Source organism: Citrobacter sp. RHBSTW-00986 (genome assembly GCF_013783065.1).
Classification (GTDB): domain Bacteria; phylum Pseudomonadota; class Gammaproteobacteria; order Enterobacterales; family Enterobacteriaceae; genus Citrobacter; species Citrobacter braakii.
Genome location: NZ_CP056200.1, coordinates 4,117,060 through 4,138,919 on the forward strand (window position 1 = coordinate 4,117,060; position 21,860 = coordinate 4,138,919).

20 protein-coding genes and 1 other annotated feature are annotated in these 21,860 nt (G+C 52.7%); of the genes, 5 read left to right on the forward strand and 15 right to left on the reverse strand.

Going from position 1 to position 21,860, the window contains the following annotated elements; genetic code table 11:
* Positions 1 to 80: 80 nt before the first annotated feature.
* Positions 81 to 2,003 (reverse strand): molecular chaperone DnaK, encoded by a 1,923-nt coding sequence (dnaK, locus tag HV345_RS19905; RefSeq protein ID WP_016151634.1) that lies wholly within the window; start codon positions 2,001 to 2,003, stop codon positions 81 to 83.
* 611 nt (positions 2,004 to 2,614) lie between these two features.
* On the opposite strand from dnaK, the gene satP reads away from it, so the two are divergent.
* A complete protein-coding gene (gene satP, locus HV345_RS19910) occupies positions 2,615 to 3,181 on the forward strand; it encodes an acetate uptake transporter (RefSeq protein WP_047358362.1) in 567 nt (188 codons plus the stop codon).
* Between the two features lie 34 nt (positions 3,182 to 3,215).
* On the opposite strand, the gene HV345_RS19915 is transcribed toward satP, so the two are convergent.
* The 3 genes from HV345_RS19915 to tal all read right to left on the reverse strand — a co-directional run bounded on the left by HV345_RS19915 (position 3,216) and on the right by tal (position 6,299).
* A complete protein-coding gene (locus HV345_RS19915; RefSeq protein ID WP_016151633.1) occupies positions 3,216 to 4,523 on the reverse strand; it encodes an MFS transporter in 1,308 nt (435 codons plus the stop codon).
* A gap of 124 nt (positions 4,524 to 4,647) precedes the next feature.
* Positions 4,648 to 5,235, reverse strand: a complete 588-nt coding sequence (gene mog / locus HV345_RS19920) for a molybdopterin adenylyltransferase (protein WP_016155649.1) — start codon at positions 5,233 to 5,235, stop codon at positions 4,648 to 4,650.
* Between the two features lie 110 nt (positions 5,236 to 5,345).
* Positions 5,346 to 6,299 carry a transaldolase gene (tal, locus tag HV345_RS19925; RefSeq protein WP_016151631.1) on the reverse strand — a complete coding sequence of 318 codons (954 nt, stop codon included), beginning with the start codon at positions 6,297 to 6,299 and terminating at the stop codon, positions 5,346 to 5,348.
* A gap of 274 nt (positions 6,300 to 6,573) precedes the next feature.
* Between tal and HV345_RS19930 the strand changes: the two genes are divergently transcribed.
* Together HV345_RS19930 and yaaA are read left to right on the forward strand one after the other, a co-directional pair.
* Positions 6,574 to 8,004, forward strand: a complete 1,431-nt coding sequence (locus HV345_RS19930) for a sodium:alanine symporter family protein (protein WP_046275507.1) — start codon at positions 6,574 to 6,576, stop codon at positions 8,002 to 8,004.
* Between the two features lie 77 nt (positions 8,005 to 8,081).
* Complete coding sequence (yaaA, locus tag HV345_RS19935; protein ID WP_016155647.1) at positions 8,082 to 8,855, forward strand: peroxide stress protein YaaA; 774 nt, start codon at positions 8,082 to 8,084, stop codon at positions 8,853 to 8,855.
* An 84-nt stretch (positions 8,856 to 8,939) separates the two neighbouring features.
* Here yaaA and thrC read toward each other — a convergent pair whose 3' ends face one another.
* The 6 genes from thrC to yjjY all read right to left on the reverse strand — a co-directional run bounded on the left by thrC (position 8,940) and on the right by yjjY (position 15,206).
* A complete protein-coding gene (gene thrC / locus HV345_RS19940) occupies positions 8,940 to 10,226 on the reverse strand; it encodes a threonine synthase (protein ID WP_181635967.1) in 1,287 nt (428 codons plus the stop codon).
* 3 nt (positions 10,227 to 10,229) lie between these two features.
* Positions 10,230 to 11,159 carry a homoserine kinase gene (thrB, locus tag HV345_RS19945; RefSeq protein WP_016155645.1) on the reverse strand — a complete coding sequence of 310 codons (930 nt, stop codon included), beginning with the start codon at positions 11,157 to 11,159 and terminating at the stop codon, positions 10,230 to 10,232.
* 1 nt (position 11,160) lies between these two features.
* Positions 11,161 to 13,623: a bifunctional aspartate kinase/homoserine dehydrogenase I gene (gene thrA / locus HV345_RS19950; RefSeq protein ID WP_101700356.1), complete on the reverse strand. Its 2,463-nt coding sequence runs from the start codon at positions 13,621 to 13,623 to the stop codon at positions 11,161 to 11,163.
* Between the two features lie 23 nt (positions 13,624 to 13,646).
* Positions 13,647 to 13,773, reverse strand: a sequence feature (Thr leader region).
* A complete protein-coding gene (gene thrL, locus HV345_RS19955) occupies positions 13,703 to 13,768 on the reverse strand; it encodes a thr operon leader peptide (protein WP_032337689.1) in 66 nt (21 codons plus the stop codon). It overlaps the preceding feature by 66 nt.
* 206 nt (positions 13,774 to 13,979) lie before the next feature.
* A complete protein-coding gene (locus HV345_RS19960; protein ID WP_016151625.1) occupies positions 13,980 to 14,666 on the reverse strand; it encodes a tRNA/rRNA methyltransferase in 687 nt (228 codons plus the stop codon).
* Between the two features lie 399 nt (positions 14,667 to 15,065).
* Complete coding sequence (gene yjjY / locus HV345_RS19965) at positions 15,066 to 15,206, reverse strand: protein YjjY (RefSeq protein ID WP_042998021.1); 141 nt, start codon at positions 15,204 to 15,206, stop codon at positions 15,066 to 15,068.
* A gap of 95 nt (positions 15,207 to 15,301) precedes the next feature.
* On the opposite strand from yjjY, the gene arcA reads away from it, so the two are divergent.
* Positions 15,302 to 16,018, forward strand: coding sequence for a two-component system response regulator ArcA (gene arcA / locus HV345_RS19970; protein ID WP_001194359.1), 717 nt, complete (start codon positions 15,302 to 15,304; stop codon positions 16,016 to 16,018).
* Positions 16,019 to 16,078: 60 nt separating this feature from the next.
* Here arcA and creD read toward each other — a convergent pair whose 3' ends face one another.
* Genes creD through creA form a run of 4 tightly spaced genes read right to left on the reverse strand, consistent with a single transcriptional unit; the run spans position 16,079 to position 20,103 of the window.
* On the reverse strand, positions 16,079 to 17,446 hold the full coding sequence (creD, locus tag HV345_RS19975; protein ID WP_181635968.1) for a cell envelope integrity protein CreD: 1,368 nt from the start codon (positions 17,444 to 17,446) through the stop codon (positions 16,079 to 16,081).
* A gap of 57 nt (positions 17,447 to 17,503) precedes the next feature.
* On the reverse strand, positions 17,504 to 18,928 hold the full coding sequence (gene creC / locus HV345_RS19980) for a two-component system sensor histidine kinase CreC (RefSeq protein ID WP_181635969.1): 1,425 nt from the start codon (positions 18,926 to 18,928) through the stop codon (positions 17,504 to 17,506).
* On the reverse strand, positions 18,928 to 19,617 hold the full coding sequence (creB, locus tag HV345_RS19985) for a two-component system response regulator CreB (protein ID WP_047500122.1): 690 nt from the start codon (positions 19,615 to 19,617) through the stop codon (positions 18,928 to 18,930). Before creB ends, creC begins: the two co-directional genes overlap by 1 nt.
* A 12-nt stretch (positions 19,618 to 19,629) precedes the next feature.
* Positions 19,630 to 20,103 carry a protein CreA gene (gene creA / locus HV345_RS19990; RefSeq protein WP_016151621.1) on the reverse strand — a complete coding sequence of 158 codons (474 nt, stop codon included), beginning with the start codon at positions 20,101 to 20,103 and terminating at the stop codon, positions 19,630 to 19,632.
* Between the two features lie 211 nt (positions 20,104 to 20,314).
* On the opposite strand from creA, the gene robA reads away from it, so the two are divergent.
* Positions 20,315 to 21,184 (forward strand): MDR efflux pump AcrAB transcriptional activator RobA, encoded by an 870-nt coding sequence (robA, locus tag HV345_RS19995; protein ID WP_003837295.1) that lies wholly within the window; start codon positions 20,315 to 20,317, stop codon positions 21,182 to 21,184.
* On the opposite strand, the gene gpmB is transcribed toward robA, so the two are convergent.
* Positions 21,181 to 21,828, reverse strand: a complete 648-nt coding sequence (gene gpmB, locus HV345_RS20000) for a 2,3-diphosphoglycerate-dependent phosphoglycerate mutase GpmB (protein WP_016151619.1) — start codon at positions 21,826 to 21,828, stop codon at positions 21,181 to 21,183. The two genes, robA and gpmB, sit on opposite strands and share 4 nt — an antisense overlap.
* Between the last annotated feature and the right edge of the window lie 32 nt (positions 21,829 to 21,860).

Below are 21,860 nucleotides of genomic sequence, written 5' to 3' on the forward strand. Positions count from 1 at the left end.
TTTATCTGCCCCTAACATGCGTGCACGGGCGGAGAGGAAACCTCTTCGCCCGTGCCAGTAATTACCCGTTCAAAGGGCGATTATTTTTTGTCTTTCACTTCTTCAAACTCAGCGTCGACAACGTCGTCATCTTTCGCGTTGTTTGCAGAAGCATCAGCACCTGCTGCGCCAGCCTGCTGCTGTGCGTGCTGCTGCTGAGCGATTTCCATCAGTTTCTGGGAAACCTGTGCCAGCGCCTGCATTTTCGCTTCGATATCCGCTTTGTCTTCGCCTTTCAGAGAAGTTTCCAGCGCGGTCAGTGCAGACTCGATGGCAGTTTTGTCATCAGCCGGCAGTTTGTCGCCTGCTTCTTCAACCTGCTTGCGAGTGCTGTGCAGCAGATGGTCACCCTGGTTACGGGTCTGAACCAGCTCTTCAAACTTACGGTCAGATTCTGCGTTCGCTTCTGCTTCACGAACCATTTTCTGAATTTCTTCTTCGTTCAGACCAGAAGAAGCCTTGATGGTGATCTTCTGCTCTTTACCGCTATTTTTGTCTTTCGCGGAAACGTGCAGGATACCGTCGGCATCGATGTCAAAAGTAACTTCGATCTGCGGCATACCGCGCGGAGCCGGGCTGATGCCATCCAGGTTAAATTGACCCAGATCTTTGTTATCAGCGGCACGTTTACGTTCACCCTGCAGCACGTGGATGGTTACCGCAGACTGGTTGTCTTCAGCAGTAGAGAACACCTGGCTGTGCTTGGTCGGGATAGTGGTGTTTTTCGCGATCAGTGCAGTCATCACGCCACCCATGGTTTCGATACCCAGAGACAGCGGGGTAACGTCCAGCAGCAGCACGTCTTTCACATCACCGGTCAATACACCACCCTGAACGGCAGCACCGATTGCCACAGCTTCGTCCGGGTTAACGTCTTTACGCGGCTCTTTACCGAAGAACTCAGCTACTTTCTTCTGTACCATCGGCATACGAGTCTGACCACCGACCAGGATAACGTCCTGAACGTCGGAAACAGACAGACCAGCATCCTGCAGAGCAACTTTCAGCGGCTCGATAGAACGGTTAACCAGGTCTTCAACCAGGCTTTCCAGTTTCGCACGGGTCACCTTGATGTTCATATGTTTCGGACCAGTCGCGTCTGCAGTGATGTACGGCAGGTTCACGTCGGTCTGCTGAGCGGAAGACAGTTCGATCTTCGCTTTCTCAGCGGCTTCTTTCAGACGCTGCATCGCCAGCGGGTCGTTACGCAGGTCGATACCCTGATCTTTCTTAAATTCGTCAACCAGGTAGTTGATCATACGGCTATCGAAGTCTTCACCACCCAGGTGGGTATCACCGTTGGTTGCCAGAACTTCGAAGGTTTTTTCACCGTCAACTTCGTCGATTTCGATAATAGAGATATCGAAAGTACCACCACCCAGGTCATAAACCGCGATAGTACGGTTGCCGACTTCTTTATCCAGACCGTAAGCCAGTGCAGCTGCGGTTGGTTCGTTGATGATACGTTTTACTTCCAGACCTGCGATACGGCCGGCGTCTTTGGTTGCCTGACGCTGAGCATCATTAAAATATGCAGGTACGGTGATAACTGCTTCAGTTACCGGTTCACCCAGGTAATCTTCAGCCGTTTTCTTCATTTTTTTCAGCACTTCAGCAGAAATCTGCGGCGGTGCCATTTTCTGACCTTTTACGTCAATCCATGCATCACCGTTGTCAGCACCGATGATTTTGTACGGCATGATGGCTTCATCACGCTGCACTTCTTCGTCCTGGAAGCGGCGGCCAATCAGGCGTTTAATCGCAAACAGGGTGTTTTGCGGGTTTGTCACTGCCTGACGTTTAGCCGGCTGACCAACCAGAGTTTCACCATCCTGGGTATAAGCAATGATAGAAGGCGTGGTGCGATCGCCCTCGGCGTTCTCCAGCACACGTGCAGTAGTGCCATCCATAATCGCTACACAAGAGTTGGTAGTACCCAGGTCGATACCAATAATTTTACCCATCTAAACGTCTCCACTAAAAATTCGGTCATCATGTGGTTGTGAATCTGTAATAAGGGCGAAACGTGCGGTTTCAACTACCCTGAATCGTTTTTTTTCAGACTCACCACTGCGGTTGTCTACAAGATGGGGTCGTAACCCACGTCATCAAGGGGGGCATGAAAAATTTTTTTAGCCTTGTGGCAATAAATTCGCAGAAAAAAGGCAAAAAGAGATAAAAATGAATAGTCGCCAACCAGAATTAATTCATAAAACCAATTAAATCAGGAAAGCCATTCACATGAAAATTGCAATAAAAAGAAAAGATTACGAGCATGAATCGTTTTTATGACGACGGTAATATGGTCTGAAGTCACACACTTTTGCAGCCGTCAAAGAGAAACTCCATGAAATCCGTGTTAACCCTTTCCGCCAGCCTGCTTATGGGCCTTCTGCTGAGCAGCACCGCCGTAACTGGCTAGCGTGATGCCCATCACAGGGAAAATAATTCATTTACCCTTCGTTAGATCATAGACAGTGCCCTCTCCCCTGATTATCATGCCGCGCCCCGAAGACAGCGATCGTTATTCGGGGAAACTATTTCACCATTCAATCAATGATGATTTTGAGGAATTATGGGCAACACTAAGTTGGCTAATCCGGCACCGCTGGGCCTGATGGGCTTTGGCATGACCACCATTCTGCTTAACCTGCACAACGCGGGTTTCTTCGCTCTGGACGTTATTATTCTGGCGATGGGCATTTTCTACGGCGGTATCGCGCAAATTTTTGCCGGACTGCTGGAATATAAAAAAGGCAACACCTTCGGTTTAACCGCCTTTACCTCCTACGGTTCGTTCTGGCTGACGCTGGTTGCGATCCTGCTGATGCCGAAAATGGGCCTGGCGGATGCAACCAATAGTCAGTTCCTGGGCGCTTACCTCGGTCTGTGGGGCGTGTTCACTCTGTTCATGTTCTTCGGTACGCTGAAAGCCGCGCGCATGCTGCAGTTCGTGTTCCTGAGCCTGACAGTGCTGTTCGCCCTGCTGGCCGTGGGCAACATTGCGGGTAACGAAGCGATCATTCACGTTGCTGGCTGGGTAGGCTTAGTGTGTGGCGCAAGCGCCATTTACCTGGCGATGGGTGAAGTGCTGAACGAACAGTTTGGCCGTACCATCCTGCCGATTGGTGAAGCGCACTAATCTGATGCTATCCCCCCTGACGGGGGGATATTCCTTACAAGCGCTGTAACTCTGCCTGTACGCTCGAATCGCGATGATAAAGATCCTGTCGCAGCCAAATCCCCAAACCTAGCCCTACCAGCGATAACGCCAGCACATACCAGGCCGGAGCCATTGGCGACACGCTCATCAACATCGTGACGGCGATTGGCGTCAGACCACCAAAAATGGCGTACGACACGTTGTAAGAAAAGGATATTCCGGTAAAGCGGACTTCCGCCGGAAACGCGCGCACCATCACATAAGGCACAGCCCCCACCACGCCAACGCATAACCCCACCAGCCCGTATAACAGGAACAAATGCTGGGGATGGCTGCCGGTCAGGTGATAGAAAAACCAGCTTGAACAGGCCAGCAGCAGGCTGCCGACAATAAAGGTTTTGCTGGCGCCGACCCGGTCGACAATAAACCCGGCCAGCAGACAACCGACGCACAGCATAATGGTAGCGACACTGTTGGCTTGCAACGTTAGCGCCGGCGCAAAGCCATACTGCTTCTGCAACCAGACTGGTGACATCAGGATCACCACCACAATCCCGGCTGAAAGCAGCCAGGTCAGCAGCATTGAAATAACCACCGCTTTTTTATGTTTGCTCACCACTGACTTCACCGGTAGCTCTTGCGCCAACGCTTTACGCTGCTGCATTTCGAGAAATATGGGCGTCTCCTGCAGCCAGCGACGCAGGTACATCGCCACCAGCCCAAACACGCCCCCCAGCAGGAAAGGAATACGCCAGCCGTAATCATGCACCGCCTGCTGCGTCAGGCTGGTGTTCACCAGCGTCGCAACCACCGACCCCAGCAGAATTCCCACCGTCAGGCCGGCAGTCAGCGTTCCGCAGGCAATGCCGATGCGACGCTCCGGTACATGCTCCGCCACGAACACCCACGCGCCCGGAACTTCTCCGCCGATGGCAGCGCCTTGCAAAATACGCATCAGAAGTAACAGCAGCGGCGCGAGGATCCCCATTGAGGCGTAGGTAGGCAACAGACCAATCGCCAGCGTCGGTATCGCCATCAGTAAAATGCTCAGGGTGAACATTTTCTTGCGCCCGACCAGATCGCCAAAGTGCGCCATGATGATGCCCCCCAGCGGACGCGCCAGATATCCGGCGGCAAAAATGCCGAAGGTTTGCACCTGACGTAGCCATTCAGGGATGTCTGCGGGGAAGAAGAGCTCGCCAACAACAGCGGCAAAGAAGACAAAGATAATGAAATCATAAAACTCAAGCGCACCACCAAGGGCAGCAAGCGTAAGGGTTTTATAATCCTGGCGATTCAGCGGTCGAGTGTGTTGTGACATAGCAAACCATGAGTCAGTGAAGTAATTGAATCTGTTTGTTGATATATGTAAAGCAAAAATTACTATATCGTAAACAATTCAATACTCCACTGTCATTGGCACTTATGTCACGATCGGGCTACTTTCAGGCTTTTGTATCGCGTATTGCGCTTTTAGGACGAAAAGATGCTACAACAGTCGGTGCGGTTTCCACATACGGCCCATCTAATAGCTGTATACAATACGGTACACTTGCAAAAATACCCGGCACGATAACCTTACCGTCGGCATCTTTCACGCCTTCCAGCGTCTCTTTGATCGATTTTGGCTGCCCAGGCAGATTCAGGATCAACGCCTGCTTGCGAATCACGCCAACCTGACGGGAAAGAATCGCCGTTGGCACAAAGTGCAGGCTTATCTGGCGCATCTGCTCACCAAAGCCCGGCATCTGACGGTCGGCTACGGCAAGCGTTGCATCAGGCGTTACGTCACGACGGGCCGGACCCGTTCCGCCGGTAGTCAGCACCAGATGACAACTCATTTCGTCTACCAGCTCGCATAAGGTCTGTTCGATGATCGCCTGTTCATCCGGGATCAATCGCGTTTGCAGCTCAAAAGGGGTGGTAAGGGCTGACGCCAGCCACTCTTCAAGGGCCGGGATACCTTTATCCTGGTAAACGCCGCTGGAAGCACGGTCAGAAATGGAAACCAGGCCAATGCGTAAAGTATTCATGATTATTCCGTTTAAACAGTCTCGTTAAACAGAATGATACACTGCGAAGGGAAGGACAGACAGGTTTCAGAAGAGGTAGCGTGACCCATATCAGGGCCACGCACTAATGATTACAGCAGATCGCCGATCATTTTTTCCAGTTTACCCTGGTCTACAGCAAACTTACGGATACCGTCCGCCAGTTTGTCTACAGCCATCGGATCCTGGTTATGCTGCCACAGGAACTCAGCTTCGGTGATGCGTGCAGGGCGCGCTTTCACTTCGCCGGAGAAAGACAGTTTACGTTCGATAGCACCTTCGCTTTCCGCCAGTTCTTTCAGCAGTGCCGGAGCAATCGTCAGACGATCGCAGCCTGCCAGCTCAATGATTTCGCCGATGTTACGGAAGCTCGCACCCATAACTACGGTTTCGTAACCGTGCTGTTTGTAGTACTCGTAGATTTCCGTTACGGAAACCACACCCGGATCTTCTGCCGGTGCATACTCTTTCTTGTCGGTATTGGCTTTGTACCAGTCAAGAATACGGCCAACGAACGGAGAAATCAGATATACGCCAGCTTCTGCACATGCACGTGCCTGCGCGAAGGAGAACAGCAGAGTCAGGTTACAGTTGATGCCTTCTTTTTCCAGCTGCTCAGCGGCACGGATGCCCTGCCAGGTTGAAGCCAGTTTAATCAGGATGCGATCGTTGCTGATGCCAGCATCGTTGTACATTTTGATCAGGCGTTTTGCTTTAGCGATGGACGCGTCGGTGTCGTAGGACAGACGAGCGTCAACTTCAGTGGAGATACGACCTGGGACCAGTTTCAGGATCTCCAGACCGATATTTACTGCCAGCTTGTCGGTCGCGTCGACGACCTGCTGCGCACGGTCGTTGCTCTGCTGCTTAGCCCAGGCTACAGCGTCATCAATCAGCTTGCGGTATTCCGGGATCTGCGCTGCGTTAAGAATGAGAGAAGGGTTAGTTGTGGCATCCTGAGGCTGATACAGCTTCATTGCCGCGATGTCTCCGGTGTCGGCCACTACTGTGGTGAACTGACGAAGGGAGGTCAATTTGTCCGTCATGATAGCGATTCTCTTTAAACAGCTTGTTAGGGGGATGTAACCGATCTTCCCTGATGATAGCACGACGCACTCTCAGCGCAACCGCCTGGATTGTCCGACCAGCCGCTCAGCCCTGATTACGCATCGCCAAGCCTGTGATGCGCAATTAAGGGATATAACGATTGTTATGATAAACTCCCGCAATCAATCACCCTATAAGGTATATACTGGTCGATTATTGGTAGCGCTTACATGGGAATATTCGCGCTTACCGGCATCAACAAGAGGGATGTTAATGCCTGATTTTTTCTCATTTATTAATGAAATACTCTGGGGATCGGTGATGATCTACCTCCTGCTTGGCGCAGGATGTTGGTTCACCTGGCGTACAGGGTTTATTCAGTTTCGCTATATTCGCCAGTTTGGCAAAAGTCTTAAAAACAGCATCAGCCCGCAGCCGGGCGGTTTAACTTCCTTTCAGGCTTTATGCACCAGTCTTGCCGCACGTATCGGTAGCGGAAATCTGGCGGGCGTGGCGTTGGCGATTGCCGCTGGCGGCGCGGGAGCCGTGTTCTGGATGTGGGTCTCGGCGATCATTGGTATGGCGACGTCATTTGCCGAGAGCTCTCTTGCCCAACTGTATAAAGAGCGCGACAGCAAGGGACAGTTTCGCGGCGGTCCTGCGTGGTATATGGAGCGTGGGCTGGGCATGCGCTGGATGGGCGTTCTTTTTGCCATCTTTTTACTCATTGCTTATGGTCTGATTTTTAACAGCGTTCAGGCTAATTCGGTCTCTCATGCGCTGACCTTTGCTTTTGATATCCCTCCCCTCTTCACCGGTATCGCACTGGCAATAGTGTCATTATTGGCAATCGTTGGCGGCATTAAAGGCGTTGCCCGCCTGATGCAATGGTTCGTTCCGATGATGGCGCTGTTGTGGGTCGGTTGCAGCATCGTCATCTGTCTGTGGCATTTCGGACAGCTCCCCGGCATTATCATGACCATTATAAAAAGTGCCTTTGGCTGGCAGGAAGCCGCAGCCGGTGCCGCCGGGTATACACTAAGCCAGGCCATTGCCAGCGGCTTTCAACGCGGTATGTTTTCTAATGAGGCCGGAATGGGATCAACTCCGAACGCGGCCGCGTCAGCAGCATCCTGGCCTCCGCATCCTGCGGCACAAGGCATTGTGCAAATGATCGGAGTATTAGTTGATACGCTGATTCTCTGTACGGCCAGCGCGATGATTGTTCTGTTGGCGGGTAATGACGCCAGCTATGTACCGATGGAAGGCATCCAGTTACTCCAGAAAGCGATGGTTTCAGTAACGGGAGAATGGGGTGCCGGATTCGTGGCGTTAATTGTGATTCTGTTTGCTTTTAGCTCTATCGTAGCCAACTACATCTATGCGGAAAATAACCTCGTTTTCCTGAAGCTGGACAATATCCGCGTCGTCTGGCTATTAAGGATCGCCACCGTTAGCACCGTTATCGGCGGAACGTTAGTCAGCGTTCCGCTGGTCTGGCAGTTGGCGGACATCATTATGGCGTGTATGGCCATCACTAACCTGACGGCGATTCTGCTGCTTTCACCGGTTGTGCAGACTATCGCCTGCGACTATCTACGCCAACGCAAACTCGGGGTGCGCCCAGAATTCGATCCGCGCCGTTATCCTGATATCAGACAACAACTTGCGCCCGAAAGCTGGGATGAGACGCCGCGCGGATAGCGCGGCAATCGCAACCATCGATCAATTCTGTCGTTTTTTTTGCTAAAGTCGCAGTAAATTTCCTGCAAGGACTGGATATGCTGATTCTGATTTCACCTGCAAAAACGCTCGACTACCAAAGTCCGCTGGCAACGACACGTCATACATTGCCCGAACTGCTGGATCACTCTCAGCAGCTTATTCACGTGGCGCGCCAACTCTCTGCTCCGCAAATTGGCAAGCTGATGGGAATTAGCGACAAGCTGGCGGATCTGAACGCCACGCGTTTCCATGACTGGCAGCCTGACTTCACGCCGGAAAACGCGCGCCAGGCCATTCTGGCATTTAAAGGCGACGTGTATACCGGACTGCAGGCTGAAACCTTCAGCGAAGCGGATTTCGACTTCGCTCAGCAACACTTACGGATGTTGTCCGGGCTGTACGGCGTTTTGCGTCCGCTGGATTTGATGCAGCCTTACCGTCTGGAGATGGGTATTCGTCTGGCCAATGCGAAAGGTAAAGATCTCTACCAGTTCTGGGGAGATACCATCACCGATAAACTTAACGAAGCGCTGGAAGCGCAAGGCGACAGCGTAGTGATTAACCTCGCCTCGGATGAGTATTTTAAATCCGTGAAGCCGAAAAAGCTCAATGCGGAGCTTATCAAACCGGTCTTCCTCGACGAGAAGAACGGTAAGTTCAAAGTCATCAGCTTCTATGCCAAAAAAGCGCGCGGCCTGATGAGTCGCTACATTATTGAGAACCGCTTAACGCAGCCAGAACAGCTGACCGCCTTTAACAGCGAAGGCTATTTCTTTGATGAAGAAGCGTCAGGAAATGGCGAACTGGTGTTTAAGCGCCAGGAGCAGTAGTAAAAAGGCCGGATGGCGGCGAACGCCCGATCCGGCCGATAGGTTTTGTAGGCCCGCTAAGCAAAGCGCCAGCGGGCACAACCGTTAACCGCGGGCCATCATCAGCTTGCGCAGTTCAGCAAAATCAGCAGGCAGGTTATGAGAAAGCAGCGGCAGGTCCGCGCGTTCCGCTAGCGCTTTTGGCAGCGCCAGCGTCAGGTCAAGAATCTCTTCAACGCTTTCTTTAAACTTGGCCGGATGCGCAGTGCCGAGGAACAGGCCGTACTCGCCAGGGTTCAGTTGGTCACGCAGCGCACGGTAAGCCACCGCCGCATGCGGTTCTGAGGTGTACCCCATCTCATGCAGCTCACGCATCGTGTCCTGAGTAGTGGCATCGTCAACAGCGGCATAACCCAGCTCATTCAGACGCCAGATTTTACGGCGGAACAGTTCTTCCACCCGCGGCCAGTTATTTGGCTGGCTGACATCCATCGCATTCGACAACGTCGCCTGTGTCGCTTTCGGCGCCCACTCACCTTGTGCAAGAAAGCGTGGAACCGTATCGTTGACGTTGGTCGCCGCGATAAAACGCTTCACCGGCAAGCCCAGTGATTTTGCCAGCAGCCCGGCAGTCAGATCGCCAAAGTTGCCGCTGGGAACGGAAATAACCAGCTGATTACGCGCCTCTTGCGGCAGTTGAGCCACGGCCTCAAAGTAGTAACAGATTTGCGCCAGCAGACGGCTAATGTTGATTGAGTTAGCCGAATTCAGCCCCAAAGCTACCTTCAGCTCTTCGTCATCAAACGCCTGTTTCACCAGCGCCTGACAGGCATCAAAATCGCCATCAATCGCCACGGTTTCAATATTGCCACCCAGTGTACAGAACAGTTTTTCCTGTAATGGGCTAATCTTGCCGTTCGGATAAAGGATCACCACGCGCACATTTTTCAGACCATAAAAGGCATGTGCGACTGCCGCACCAGTGTCTCCAGAGGTCGCCGTCAGAATGGTGACCGGTTTGTCGCCGCTGATATGCGTCAGCATCTGCGCCATAAAGCGCCCGCCAAAGTCTTTAAATGCAAGCGTTGGGCCGTGGAACAGCTCCAGACAGCCGATATCCGCGGCAACCTGAGCAACCGGCGCCGGGAAGGCAAACGCCGCACGCACGCGCTGTTCCAGAATCTCCTGTGGGATTTCATCACCGATAAATGCGGAAAGGATCTTCGCGCTGCGGCTAACGAAATCCTGGTTCAACATCTCATCGACTTCTGACAGATTGAATTCCGGCAAATCGTGCGGAAAAAACAATCCCTGATTCTTGCCAAGCCCTTGCGTGACGGCCTGTGCAAAGCTGACCTGTTCGTTATGATCTTTCAGATTATACAGTTTCATTGATTATCCCAGTACCCGTGCGCCCGCCGTGTCCAACCGGCAAATATGAACAAAGCCTTCCTGATTTTGCAGATAATTTTTACCCAGCCAGTCTGCTACACGCTGCGCCGTATCCGGCTTGTCGCACAAAGCGAACAGCGTCGGCCCCGAACCGGAGATACCGCTGGCCAGCGCCCCGATTTCCGCTACCGCCTGACGCGCCTGGCTAAAGCCTGGCAACAGGCGGGTACGGTACGGCTCAGCAATGACATCTTTCATCAGCTTCGCGGCAAGCCCTGGCTGACGGGAATAGCAGGCATGGATAAACCCAGCCAGATGCCGCCCGTGGGCGATACAGTCCTGACGGCGATACTGCGCAGGTAAAATCGCCCGCGCTTCTGCCGTCGACACTTTAATTCCCGGATACGCGAGGACCCACAGCCACTCATCAAAGCCTGGCACCTGCTGGCTGATAATGCCGTTTTCTTCGATCATTAACTGCATGCCGCCCAAAAAGCACGGGGCGACGTTATCGTAATGAATACTGCCGGAGATACGCCCTTCCAGCTCACCCATTATCGCCAACAGGCGCGTATCGTTGAGCGGTTTACCGCAATGCTCGTTCATGGCGACCAGCGCCGCCACAACGGAACACGCGCTGGAGCCTAACCCGGAACCAATCGGCATATTTTTTTCCAGCGTCATCGCCACCGGAACGCTTTTACCCAGCTCCTGACAGAATCGCTCCCAGCACTGGTAGACAATATTTTCTCGCGGCTCAGGCGGCAGCTTATTGGCAAAGCGACCGAGGTTGTTGAGGCTGAAATGGTCAGCCGCCTCAACGGATACCACATCGCCTAACAGCGAACCGTCCACCGGGGTTACCGCCGCTCCGAGCACATCAAACCCGACGCTCATATTGGCGCTGGAAGCCGGGGCATAAACTCTCACCATGTCAGACTCCTAACTTCCATGAAAGGGTGCGTAGCAGGTCGGCAAATACGCCCGCCGCCGTCACGTCGTTACCCGCGCCGTATCCGCGCAGAACCAACGGTAGCGGCTGATAATAATGGCTGTAAAACGCCAACGCGTTTTCACCGTTTTTCACTTTGAACAGCGGATCGTTGCCGTCTACTGCTTCTATTTTTACGCGACAGACGCCATCCTCTTCAATATTGCCAACATAGCGTAATACTTTCCCCTCATCACGGGCTTTCGCCACACGCGCGGCAAAGGCGTCATCCAACTGCGGCAATTTCGCCATAAACGCGGGAACATCACCGGAATCATCAAACTCTTTTGGCAGGACCGGCTCAATAACAATGTCAGAAAGCTCCAGCTCACGACCGGTTTCACGGGCCAGGATCAACAGCTTACGCGCCACGTCCGTACCGGATAGATCGTCACGCGGATCGGGTTCGGTATAGCCCAGCTCACGCGCCATGGTGGTGGCCTCGGAGAAGCTCATGCCTTCATCCAGCTTGCCGAAAATAAACGACAGCGAACCAGAAAGAATGCCGGAGAAACGTTGCAGTTCATCGCCCGCGCTGAGCAGATTTTGCAGGTTCTCAATTACCGGCAAGCCCGCGCCTACGTTGGTGTCGTACAGAAATTTACGACGAGACTTCGCCGCAGCAAAACGCAGCTGATGGTAGTAATCCATCGACGACGTGTTGGCCTTTTTATTCGGCGTAACCACATGGAAGCCTTCGCGCAGGAAATCCGCATACTGATCCGCGACCGCCTGACTTGACGTACAGTCGACAATCACCGGATTGAGCAGATGATATTCTTTCACCAGACGAATTAAGCGCCCCAGGTTGAAAGGCTCTTTCGCGCTTTCCAGCTCCGACTGCCAGTTTTCCAGATTCAGACCATGGACGTTGGTCAGCAGGGCCTTCGAGTTCGCCACACCGCACACACGCAGATCGATATGCTTCTTTTTAAGCCAGGTTTGCTGACGTTTAAGCTGCTCCAGCAGCGCACCGCCCACGCCGCCAACGCCAATGACAAATACTTCAATCACCTGATCGGTGTTGAACAGCATCTGATGGGTCACACGCACGCCAGTGGTCGCGTCGTCGTTGTTCACCACTACCGAAATGGAACGCTCAGACGAGCCCTGGGCGATTGCCACGATATTAATGTTCGCGCGAGCCAGCGCGGCAAAAAATTTCGCCGAGATGCCACGCAACGTGCGCATACCATCGCCAACGACCGAGATGATCGCCAGACGCTCAGTCACCGCCAGCGGCTCCAGCAAGCCTTCTTTCAGTTCGAGATAGAATTCATCCTGCATGGCGCGTTGCGCACGCGCGCAGTCGCCCTGCGGGACGCAGAAGCTGATGCTGTATTCAGAAGAGGATTGGGTGATCAGCACCACCGAGATGCCTGCGCGCGACATCACGGCAAAAACACGCGCCGCCATCCCCACCATGCCTTTCATCCCAGGGCCGGAGACGCTAAACATCGCCATGTTATTGAGGTTAGAAATCCCTTTTACCGGCAAATCGTCATCATCACTGCTGGCACCGATAAGCGTGCCGGGCGCTTGTGGATTGCCGGTATTTTTAATCAGGCACGGGATCTGGAACTGGGCAATAGGGGTAATGGTGCGCGGGTGCAGCACTTTAGCGCCGAAGTAAGAAAGCTCCATCGCTTCCTGATAAGACATCGACTTCAGCAGTCGGGCGTCGGGTACCTGGCGCGGATCGCAGGTATATACGCCATCGACATCGGTCCAGATCTCACAACAATCGGCGCGCAAACAGGCGGCCAGTACGGCGGCAGAGTAGTCAGAGCCATTACGCCCCAGCACCACTAACTCTCCTTTCTCATTCCCGGCGGTAAAACCTGCCATCAGAATCATATGGTCCGCAGGAATACGGCTGGCGGCTATGCGGCGCGTAGATTCGGCGATATCAACGGTAGATTCGAGGTAATGACCTACCGCCAGCAATTTCTCTACCGGGTCGATGACCGTCACGTTGTGCCCGCGCGCTTCCAGCAGGCCAGCCATGATGGCGATCGACATTTTTTCACCACGGCAAATAAGCGCAGCATTGATGCTGTCCGGGCACTGACCCAGCAGGCTGATACCGTGCAGGACGTGCTTAATCTGTGCAAACTCTTGTTCAACAAAGGCTTTGAGCGGAGCCTGCGGGAAACCCGGTTGCGCGGCGGCAAGACCCACCAACAGCTCAGAGAAAATGCGTTCGGCGTCGCTGATATTGGCTAAAGCATCCTGACCACCGATGGTCTTCTCAATCATCGCCACCAGATGGTTGGTAATTTTTGCGGGGGCAGAGAGAACGGTCGCGACCTGCCCCTGTCTGGCATTGCTTTCCAGAATATCGGCAACCCGCAGAAAGCGCTCTGCATTTGCCACTGATGTACCGCCGAACTTCAACACTCGCATGGTTTACCTCATTGCCTTTGGTCGAAAAAAAAGCCCGCACTGTTTAGGTGCGGGCTTTTTCTTGTGTTTCCTGTACGCGTCAGCCCGCACCGTTACCTGTGGTAATGGTGATGGTTGTGGTAATAGTGATGCTGATGCGTTTCATGATGTTGTGTGCTCTGTAATTATTTATTATCTGTCCTGTATTCTTTTAGGGTTAAAGTATCTGCTGACCTAAGTCAATAAATTTTTAAATTGGTCACATTCCGAAACTTGTTCACGAGCGACTGCTTGCCCTTTTAGTTTCGACCAATACAGTATGTCACCCCTACTTGAATCCAGAGCAAAACACCACGCAACAAATGTAGGTCGATATTTTATTTCGTGATGCTTTTTTCTATATCATGTAAAAAACGGTGCAACATTGCCGTATCTCGCTGCCCTAACAGACCCATTCGCTGTTGCAGCCAGTCCGTCAACTTGATGTCGTCAGAAACGTTCAGCGTGGCTAATAAACGCAAAACGCGCGCGCGCAATGCCTGTAGCTGAAGCTCATCCGTCACCTCAATGTTTTTGACGGGTTGTTGTATTAAACCTGCTAATTGATAGCAATACACCATCACCGCCTGCCCCAAATTGAGTGAAGGATAGTCAGCCACCATAGGTACACCGGTGAGTACATCCGCCAGGGCCAATTCTTCGTTGGTCAGCCCTGAATCTTCACGACCAAAAACCAGCGCGGCATGATCCATCCACGTTGATTTTTCCTGCAGCAGAGGAACCAGTTCGACCGGCGTAGCGTAGTAATGGAACTTCGCCCGACTACGCGCAGTGGTCGCGACGGTAAAATCTACGTCGTACAGCGCCTCCGCCAACGTTGAAAAAACGCTAATATTATCAATAATATCGCCAGAACCATGCGCGACCCATCGCGTGGCGGGTTCCAGGTGGGCTTCGCTGTCAACGATGCGTAATTGGGTGAACCCCATGGTCTTCATAGCGCGGGCAGCCGCACCTATATTTTCCGCTCTGGCGGGGGCAACCAGAATAATTGTTAAACGCATTTCGATACTCTTTTTGGCCAGTCTGCAAGGAAAAATGTGACGTGCTTCAACATATTACGCAGTGCGAATTTACATATTTTTAACAGAAATCACTGAAAAAGCATTTCGCATCCATTAAAAAATGCTAAACTATTTCCCGGGTGTACTATTGCTTTTTATGTTAACAAAAGTTGCATATCCCTCTGTTTATCCATGATAATTTAATTTAAAATGGATCGCACTGGTTGGATTCATTACATTTATTAATTTGCTCGTGCAACTAGTTGTAATATTGCAATTTTGTGATGAAAGCAAACATTTGGATACGTTGATTTCATCAAACTGTTAACGTGCTACAATTGAACTTGATATATGTCAACGAAGCGTAGTTTTATTGGGTGTCCGGCATGTCTTAGCCTGTTATGTTGCTGTTAAAATGGTTAGGATGACAGCCGTTTTTGACACTGTCGGGTCCAGAGGGAAACTACCCACGACCAAGCTAATGATGTTGTTGACGTTGATGGAAAGTGCATCAAGAACGCAATTACGTACTTTAGTCATGTTACGCCGATCATGTTAATTTACGGCATGCATCAGGCAGGTCAGGGACTTTTGTACTTCCTGTTTCGATTTAGTTGGCAATTTAGGTAGCAAACATGCAGACCCCGCACATTCTTATCGTTGAAGACGAGTTAGTAACACGCAACACGTTGAAAAGCATTTTCGAAGCAGAAGGCTATGATGTATTCGAAGCGACAGATGGCGCGGAAATGCATCAGATTCTCTCTGAATATGATATCAACCTTGTGATTATGGATATCAATCTGCCTGGGAAAAATGGCCTGCTGTTAGCGCGCGAACTTCGCGAACAAGCTAACGTTGCGCTGATGTTCCTGACGGGCCGTGATAACGAAGTCGATAAAATTCTCGGCCTCGAAATCGGCGCAGACGATTACATCACCAAGCCGTTTAACCCGCGCGAACTGACTATCCGTGCTCGTAACCTGCTGTCCCGTACCATGAACCTGGGTACTGTCAGCGAAGAACGCCGTAGCGTCGAAAGCTACAAGTTCAATGGCTGGGAGCTGGACATCAACAGCCGCTCTCTGATTGGTCCTGACGGTGAGCAGTATAAACTGCCACGCAGCGAATTCCGCGCCATGCTTCACTTCTGTGAGAATCCGGGCAAAATCCAGTCTCGCGCAGAACTGCTGAAAAAAATGACCGGTCGCGAACTGAAGCCGCATGACCGTACCGTTGACGTGACGATCCGCCGCATTCGTAAACATTTCGAATCAACGCCGGATACGCCAGAAATCATCGCCACCATTCACGGTGAAGGCTACCGTTTCTGCGGCGACCTGCAGGATTAATTCAATCCTCACTGGTATAAAAACGGCGCTTTATGCGCCGTTTTTCATTTCCCTACCGCTCTATTCCCACAAGCGAAATTCGTCGCTCTGCGCAGGCTGAAGCTCTGGAAGTTCTGTAGATTTTGGCTTTGTTTTTGGCTGTGCCAGCGAGTGCCAGTCAAGATGACGCGTCAGGAACATGACCCCACACAGCGCGAACAACAGCACGCCGGTTCCCAGCAGTAAAGAGCTATCCTGTGAACGTAGCAGCACCCACATCACACCATCCAGCCCCAGCAGCGCCACGGTGAACAAAATACTGTTCCGCCAGCCCTGCAATATCGCCTGCAGATACACACCGTTCATCAACGCCCCCACCAGACTTGCCGTTATCCACGCCGCCGTAAAACCGATGTGTTCCGACAGTGCCAGCAGCAGCAGATAAAACATTACCAGCGATAGCCCCACCAGCAGATACTGCATCGGGTGCAAGCGCAGATTGGTCATACTTTCAAGGACGAAGAAAGACATAAAGGTCAGCACAATCAGCAGGATGGCATACTTTGTTGCCCTGTCCGTTAACTGGTACTGATCTGCTGGCGTGGCGACGGCGACGCTAAACGCTGGCATGCCCAGCCAACCAATCTTTTCGTCGTTAAAGCGCTCGCCGAGGTTGTTCGCAAACCAGCTGCTTTGCCACTGAGCCTTGAATCCTGATTCGCTAATTTCGCGCTTAGCCGGGAGAAAGTCCCCAAGAAAGTTGGGATGCGGCCAGTTGCTGGTTAAGGTCATTTCACTGTTACGCCCAACCGGAACGACGGAGAAATCGCCGGTTCCGCTCAAATTAAGCGACAACGCCATGCTCAGATTTTGCTCAGCCCAGCTCGCATCGGGTAGCGGAATGTGGATCCCCTGCGCACGTCCATCCAGCCCCGTCCCCGGCTCAACGGCCAGCGACGTTCCATTGACCTGCGGCGCTTTTACCACGCCAATCCCGCGCGCGTCCCCCACGCCAACCACAATAAACGGTTTGCCGATGCTGATATTAGGATGATTTAAATCACTCAACCGTTCAGCGTTAAACTCAGCCTTCACCGAAACATCATTGTGCCAGACCTGGCCCTCATAAATACCGATTTTACGTGCTTCAACGTTCTGATTCCCCTCAACTACCAACGACTCCGGCAGCCAGAAATGGATATAGCTACGCTTACGCTGGATTTCTTTACCATCCTCCAGTGAGGTGTAAAGCTCCGTTAGCGGAATGGCTATCAACGGTCCTACCATCTTTTGCGGCCCGCTGGTGCTCTGTCGGATGGCATCTTCGACTTCATCGCGGTAATCCGATCGCTCCACGATGATCTGCCTGACCATCGTCAGCGGGATTAACAGCAGCAGTATTGCGCCACCTAAGGTGACTATTTTCCAAAACAGGGGTGATTTAAACATAGCGTTCTCCTTTGCAATATCAGCAAGGTAGAACAGCTATGTGCGGAGAATTTGAAGTTATGTGAAGTGACCGTGAAGCGTAAACGAGGCCTGTGCGCCGCCTTGTGGTCGGTTGCACAATGTCACCGTCCCCTCGTGCAGTCGCGCAACCTCACTGACAAACGCCAGCCCTAAACCGCTGCTCTTATGCCCATTTTCACGGGGCAGCGAATAGAAACGCTCAAAAATACGCGGCAACGCGAAGTCGGGGATCCCGCCGCCGCTGTCGATTATCTGCAACGTGACCAGTTCATCCTGCTGATGCGCGCTCAGCGTAATCGTCCCGTCCTGTGGCGTGAAGTCGATAGCGTTGTCGAGCAAATTCCCCAATGCCTGCTCCAGTAACGCAGGATCGGCGGCGACGCTAAGCGATGAAGGCATAATGGTAAGCGTGATGTTTTTTGCCGCCAGTTGCACGCTGCGTGCCTCTTTGAGCTGAGCAAACAGCGCATCTACCGCCACTGGCGTCAACGTAATGTCCTGTCGATTCTCCAGTCGCGCCTGGCGTAACAGGGTTTCGACCAGCGCCTGCATGCGCGCATTTTGCGTCAGAATATTATCGGTAAAGCGCGCAACCACGTTCGGCGGCGGACCTTCGCGCAAAATCTCAGCCGCGCCGCGAATGGCCGCCAGCGGACTTTTCAGTTCATGCGTTAACGCATAAACATACTGCTCAATGTAGTTTTTGCCCTCCAGCTTCAGTCGCATGCTTTCCAGCGCCTGCGCCAGTTTACGTAGCTCGCTGCTACCTAAATCAGGCAGTGGGACGGGGCGATTCTCGGTAACGGAGTCGGCATAGCGCGCCAGCCGGGCGATGGAGCGGTTTATCCACCATACCATCCCGATGCCAATCACTAAGGCAATGCCCAGCAATACGGCGCTGGCCCACAGCATCCGCCGTTCACTGCGTTTAATCACCGGCGCCATCGCCGCATTCGGTTTACCGACGCTAAGCACTCCGATAATACGTCCGCCGTCTACGATCGGCGCGGCCACGTACATCACTGAACTTTCCGGATCGTTCGGGTTTTGCGGCGTACTGCGGGCGCCATATTGCCCACGCAGGGTTAACCACACGTCGTTCCAGCGAGAATAGTCCTGACCGACAGCCTGGTTTGCGGAATCAAACAACACTTTACCCTGCGCGTCCGTCATGTAGACATGGTATTCATTACGGACTTTGTTAATGCCGCTGATATTGGCGCTGAATGGGCGGTTATGCAGTTGCGAAAATGCCTGCGCCAGCTTGCCGTTGGCTGGAGAGTCAGAGAGCAAGTCATCGCGCGCCAGCGCAGCCAGCAGCGTGGCGGTATCAATCAAAGTGCCTTCGGTTGCCCGGCGGACGCCTGGTTTAATTTCCTGTACAAAGATCGACAAAACGAACCAGGCGGCGACGGCAACAATCAGAAAATAGCCGAGCAACAAACGCATGCCAATGCGCATCAGACGCTCCTCAGGCTATATCCCATACCGCGATGCGTATTGATGGGGGAAAGCTCAGGGTTGATAGCCCGCAGCTTGGCGCGCAGCGTTTTAATGTGGGTATCGACCGTTCTGTCAAAGGTGTCCTGTGCATCGGCCCAGACTAAATCCATCAACTGCTGGCGTGAGTAAATGCGCCCCGGCGACAACAGCAGTGTTTTCAGCAACAGAAATTCATAGCGCGTCAGGTTTAACGGCTTGCCGAACCAGGTAATCTGCGCGGCCAGCTCATTAAGTTCAAAATCGCCGCAACGCGTCGTCGATGAAGGAGCAGAGAATTTCTGCACCCGCCGCAGCAGCGTACGCACGCGGGCGCACACCTCGCGCGGTGAGAAAGGCTTGGCAACATAGTCATCCGCGCCAATTTCCAGCCCCAGCAGGCGATCCACCTCATCGCTACGCGCGGTCAGAAACAGGATCGGCAACGCTGGATGCCGCTCCAGCAGGCGTCGACACAGTTCAAAACCGCTGATATCCGGTAGTCCGACATCCAGAACGATCGCATCAGGACAACGCTGGCGAGATTTCTCCAGCGCAGGTAACCCGCGCTCAAACGCTTCCACGCTAAAACCTTCCTGCTGCAGCATGTAGATGAGCGTATCGGCAATGCCCTGCTCATCCTCAACCAACCAGATCAACGGTTGTTGCATTTTGCTTCCTTGTTATTCCCGCCACGGCATGATGGGCACCGCGCTGATGGCATTTTTGGGCGATCCATCGACCACTTTATCTGAATAGGCCAGATAGGCCAGTGCATTACGTTTCGCGTCGTAAAAACGCACGACCTGTAAGGATTTAAACACCAGCGAGGTACGTTTTTTAAATACCACTTCACCCTGCGCTTTGCCGTTCTTGATTCTGTCGCTCAGTTCTACCGGCCCCACCTGCTGACAGGAAATGGCGGCATCGGAGGTATCTTCCGCCAGCCCCAGCCCACCTTTGATGCCGCCGGTCTTCGCCCGGCTCACGTAGCAGGTCACGTTGGTAACATCTGGATCGTCAAACGCTTCGACCACAATTTTATGATCCGGCCCAAACATTTTGAACACCGTATCGACAGATCCAATCTGCTCCGCATGGGCGACCTGCGCCAACATCAGCAGAATTGAGGAAATGATTAAGCTCTTATATTTCATATTGTTACCATTTTTAAAAGTTACTCTGTGTAATTATTCGACATTCTAAGATAAAACGTATACAGATCACAGGATTACAATAATCACGCTTTCGAATGATCGAAAAAAGCATTTATGAGCAAAAAAAACACTGAATGCTAAAACAGCAAAAAATGCTATTATCCTCATACCTGACGTCAGGTACTCGTTGTTGAAAGGATGAGGATATTTTATGGATCAGGCTGGCATTATTCGCGACCTATTAATCTGGCTGGAAGGTCATCTGGATCAGCCTTTGTCGCTTGACAATGTGGCGGCAAAAGCAGGCTATTCCAAGTGGCACCTGCAGAGAATGTTTAAGGACGTGACGGGCCATGCTATTGGCGCCTATATCCGCGCCCGTCGTTTATCGAAATCCGCAGTGGCGCTGCGCCTGACTGCACGCCCAATTCTGGATATTGCGCTGCAATATCGCTTTGACTCTCAACAAACCTTTACCCGCGCGTTCAAGAAACAATTTTCCCAAACGCCTGCGCTGTATCGCCGTTCACCGGAATGGAGCGCGTTTGGTATTCGCCCGCCTATGCGACTGGGTGAATTTGCCATGCCTGCGCACGAGTTTGTCACGCTGGAAGATACGCAACTGCTTGGCACCACGCAAAGCTATTCCTGCTCGCTGGAGCAGATTTCAGATTTCCGTCATGAAATGCGAATTCAGTTCTGGCGCGACTTCCTTAGCCAGGCTCCTGCGATCCCACCTGTGCTGTACGGGTTGAACGAAACGCGTCCGAGCATTGAAAAAGATGACGAGCAGGAAGTGTTTTACACCACAGCACTGACGCCGGAACAGGCCAATGGTTATGTGCCGTCGGCACAGCCTATCCTGCTACAGGGCGGCGAGTATGTGATGTTTACCTATGAAGGGCTGGGGACCGGCGTACAGGAGTTTATCCTGACGGTTTATGGCACATGCATGCCAATGCTGAACCTGACGCGCCGTAAAGGGCAGGATATCGAGCGATACTACCCGGCAGAAGATGCCAAAGCGGGAGATCGCCCGATCAACCTGCGCTGCGAATTCCTGATTCCTATTCGCCGCTAGCGCTGCAGTTCGTCTAACGCAGGGGCGTCCAGATGTGAGATGTCCCCTGCCGTTTCAACTACCCATCCCGGCGCCAGCCACAAACTTTCCTGGTAATCGACGCGAGAAATAGAACAGTTGCGCAGACGCAGGCGACGTTCAGCCCATGCCGGTAATCCCAGAATCGTACTCACCAGGCAACCCAGTGCAATACCGTGACTGACCAGCAGCGGACGACTCCCCGGCGGCAGTTCCAGACAGGATGCCAGCGCCGCGTGGACGCGATCGCTCAGTTCCTGCATCGATTCCCCTTCAGGAATACGCCCCTCCACCGTACCGTTCACCAACTGGCGACGCCAGCCCTCTTCTTCCGACGTCAGCGTATCGATATGGCGTTGCTCCAGCACGCCCATATTCAGCTCGCGCAAACGTGAGTCATAGGTGATATCACAGCCACAGGCCTGGGCGATGATTTCTGCGGTGCGTCGTGTACGACCTAAATCGCTGCTGATGACATGCGTAATACCAAACGTGCGGGCGCGTTCGCCCACCTGCATGGCTTGCTGTTCACCTTTAGCGGTCAGTGGGCTGTCTGACTGGCCTTGAATACGTCGCTCGGCGTTCCACTGCGTTTCGCCATGGCGAACAAGGTATACCTGTAACATGCTTTTTTAATGAGATGGTCACTCCCTCCTTC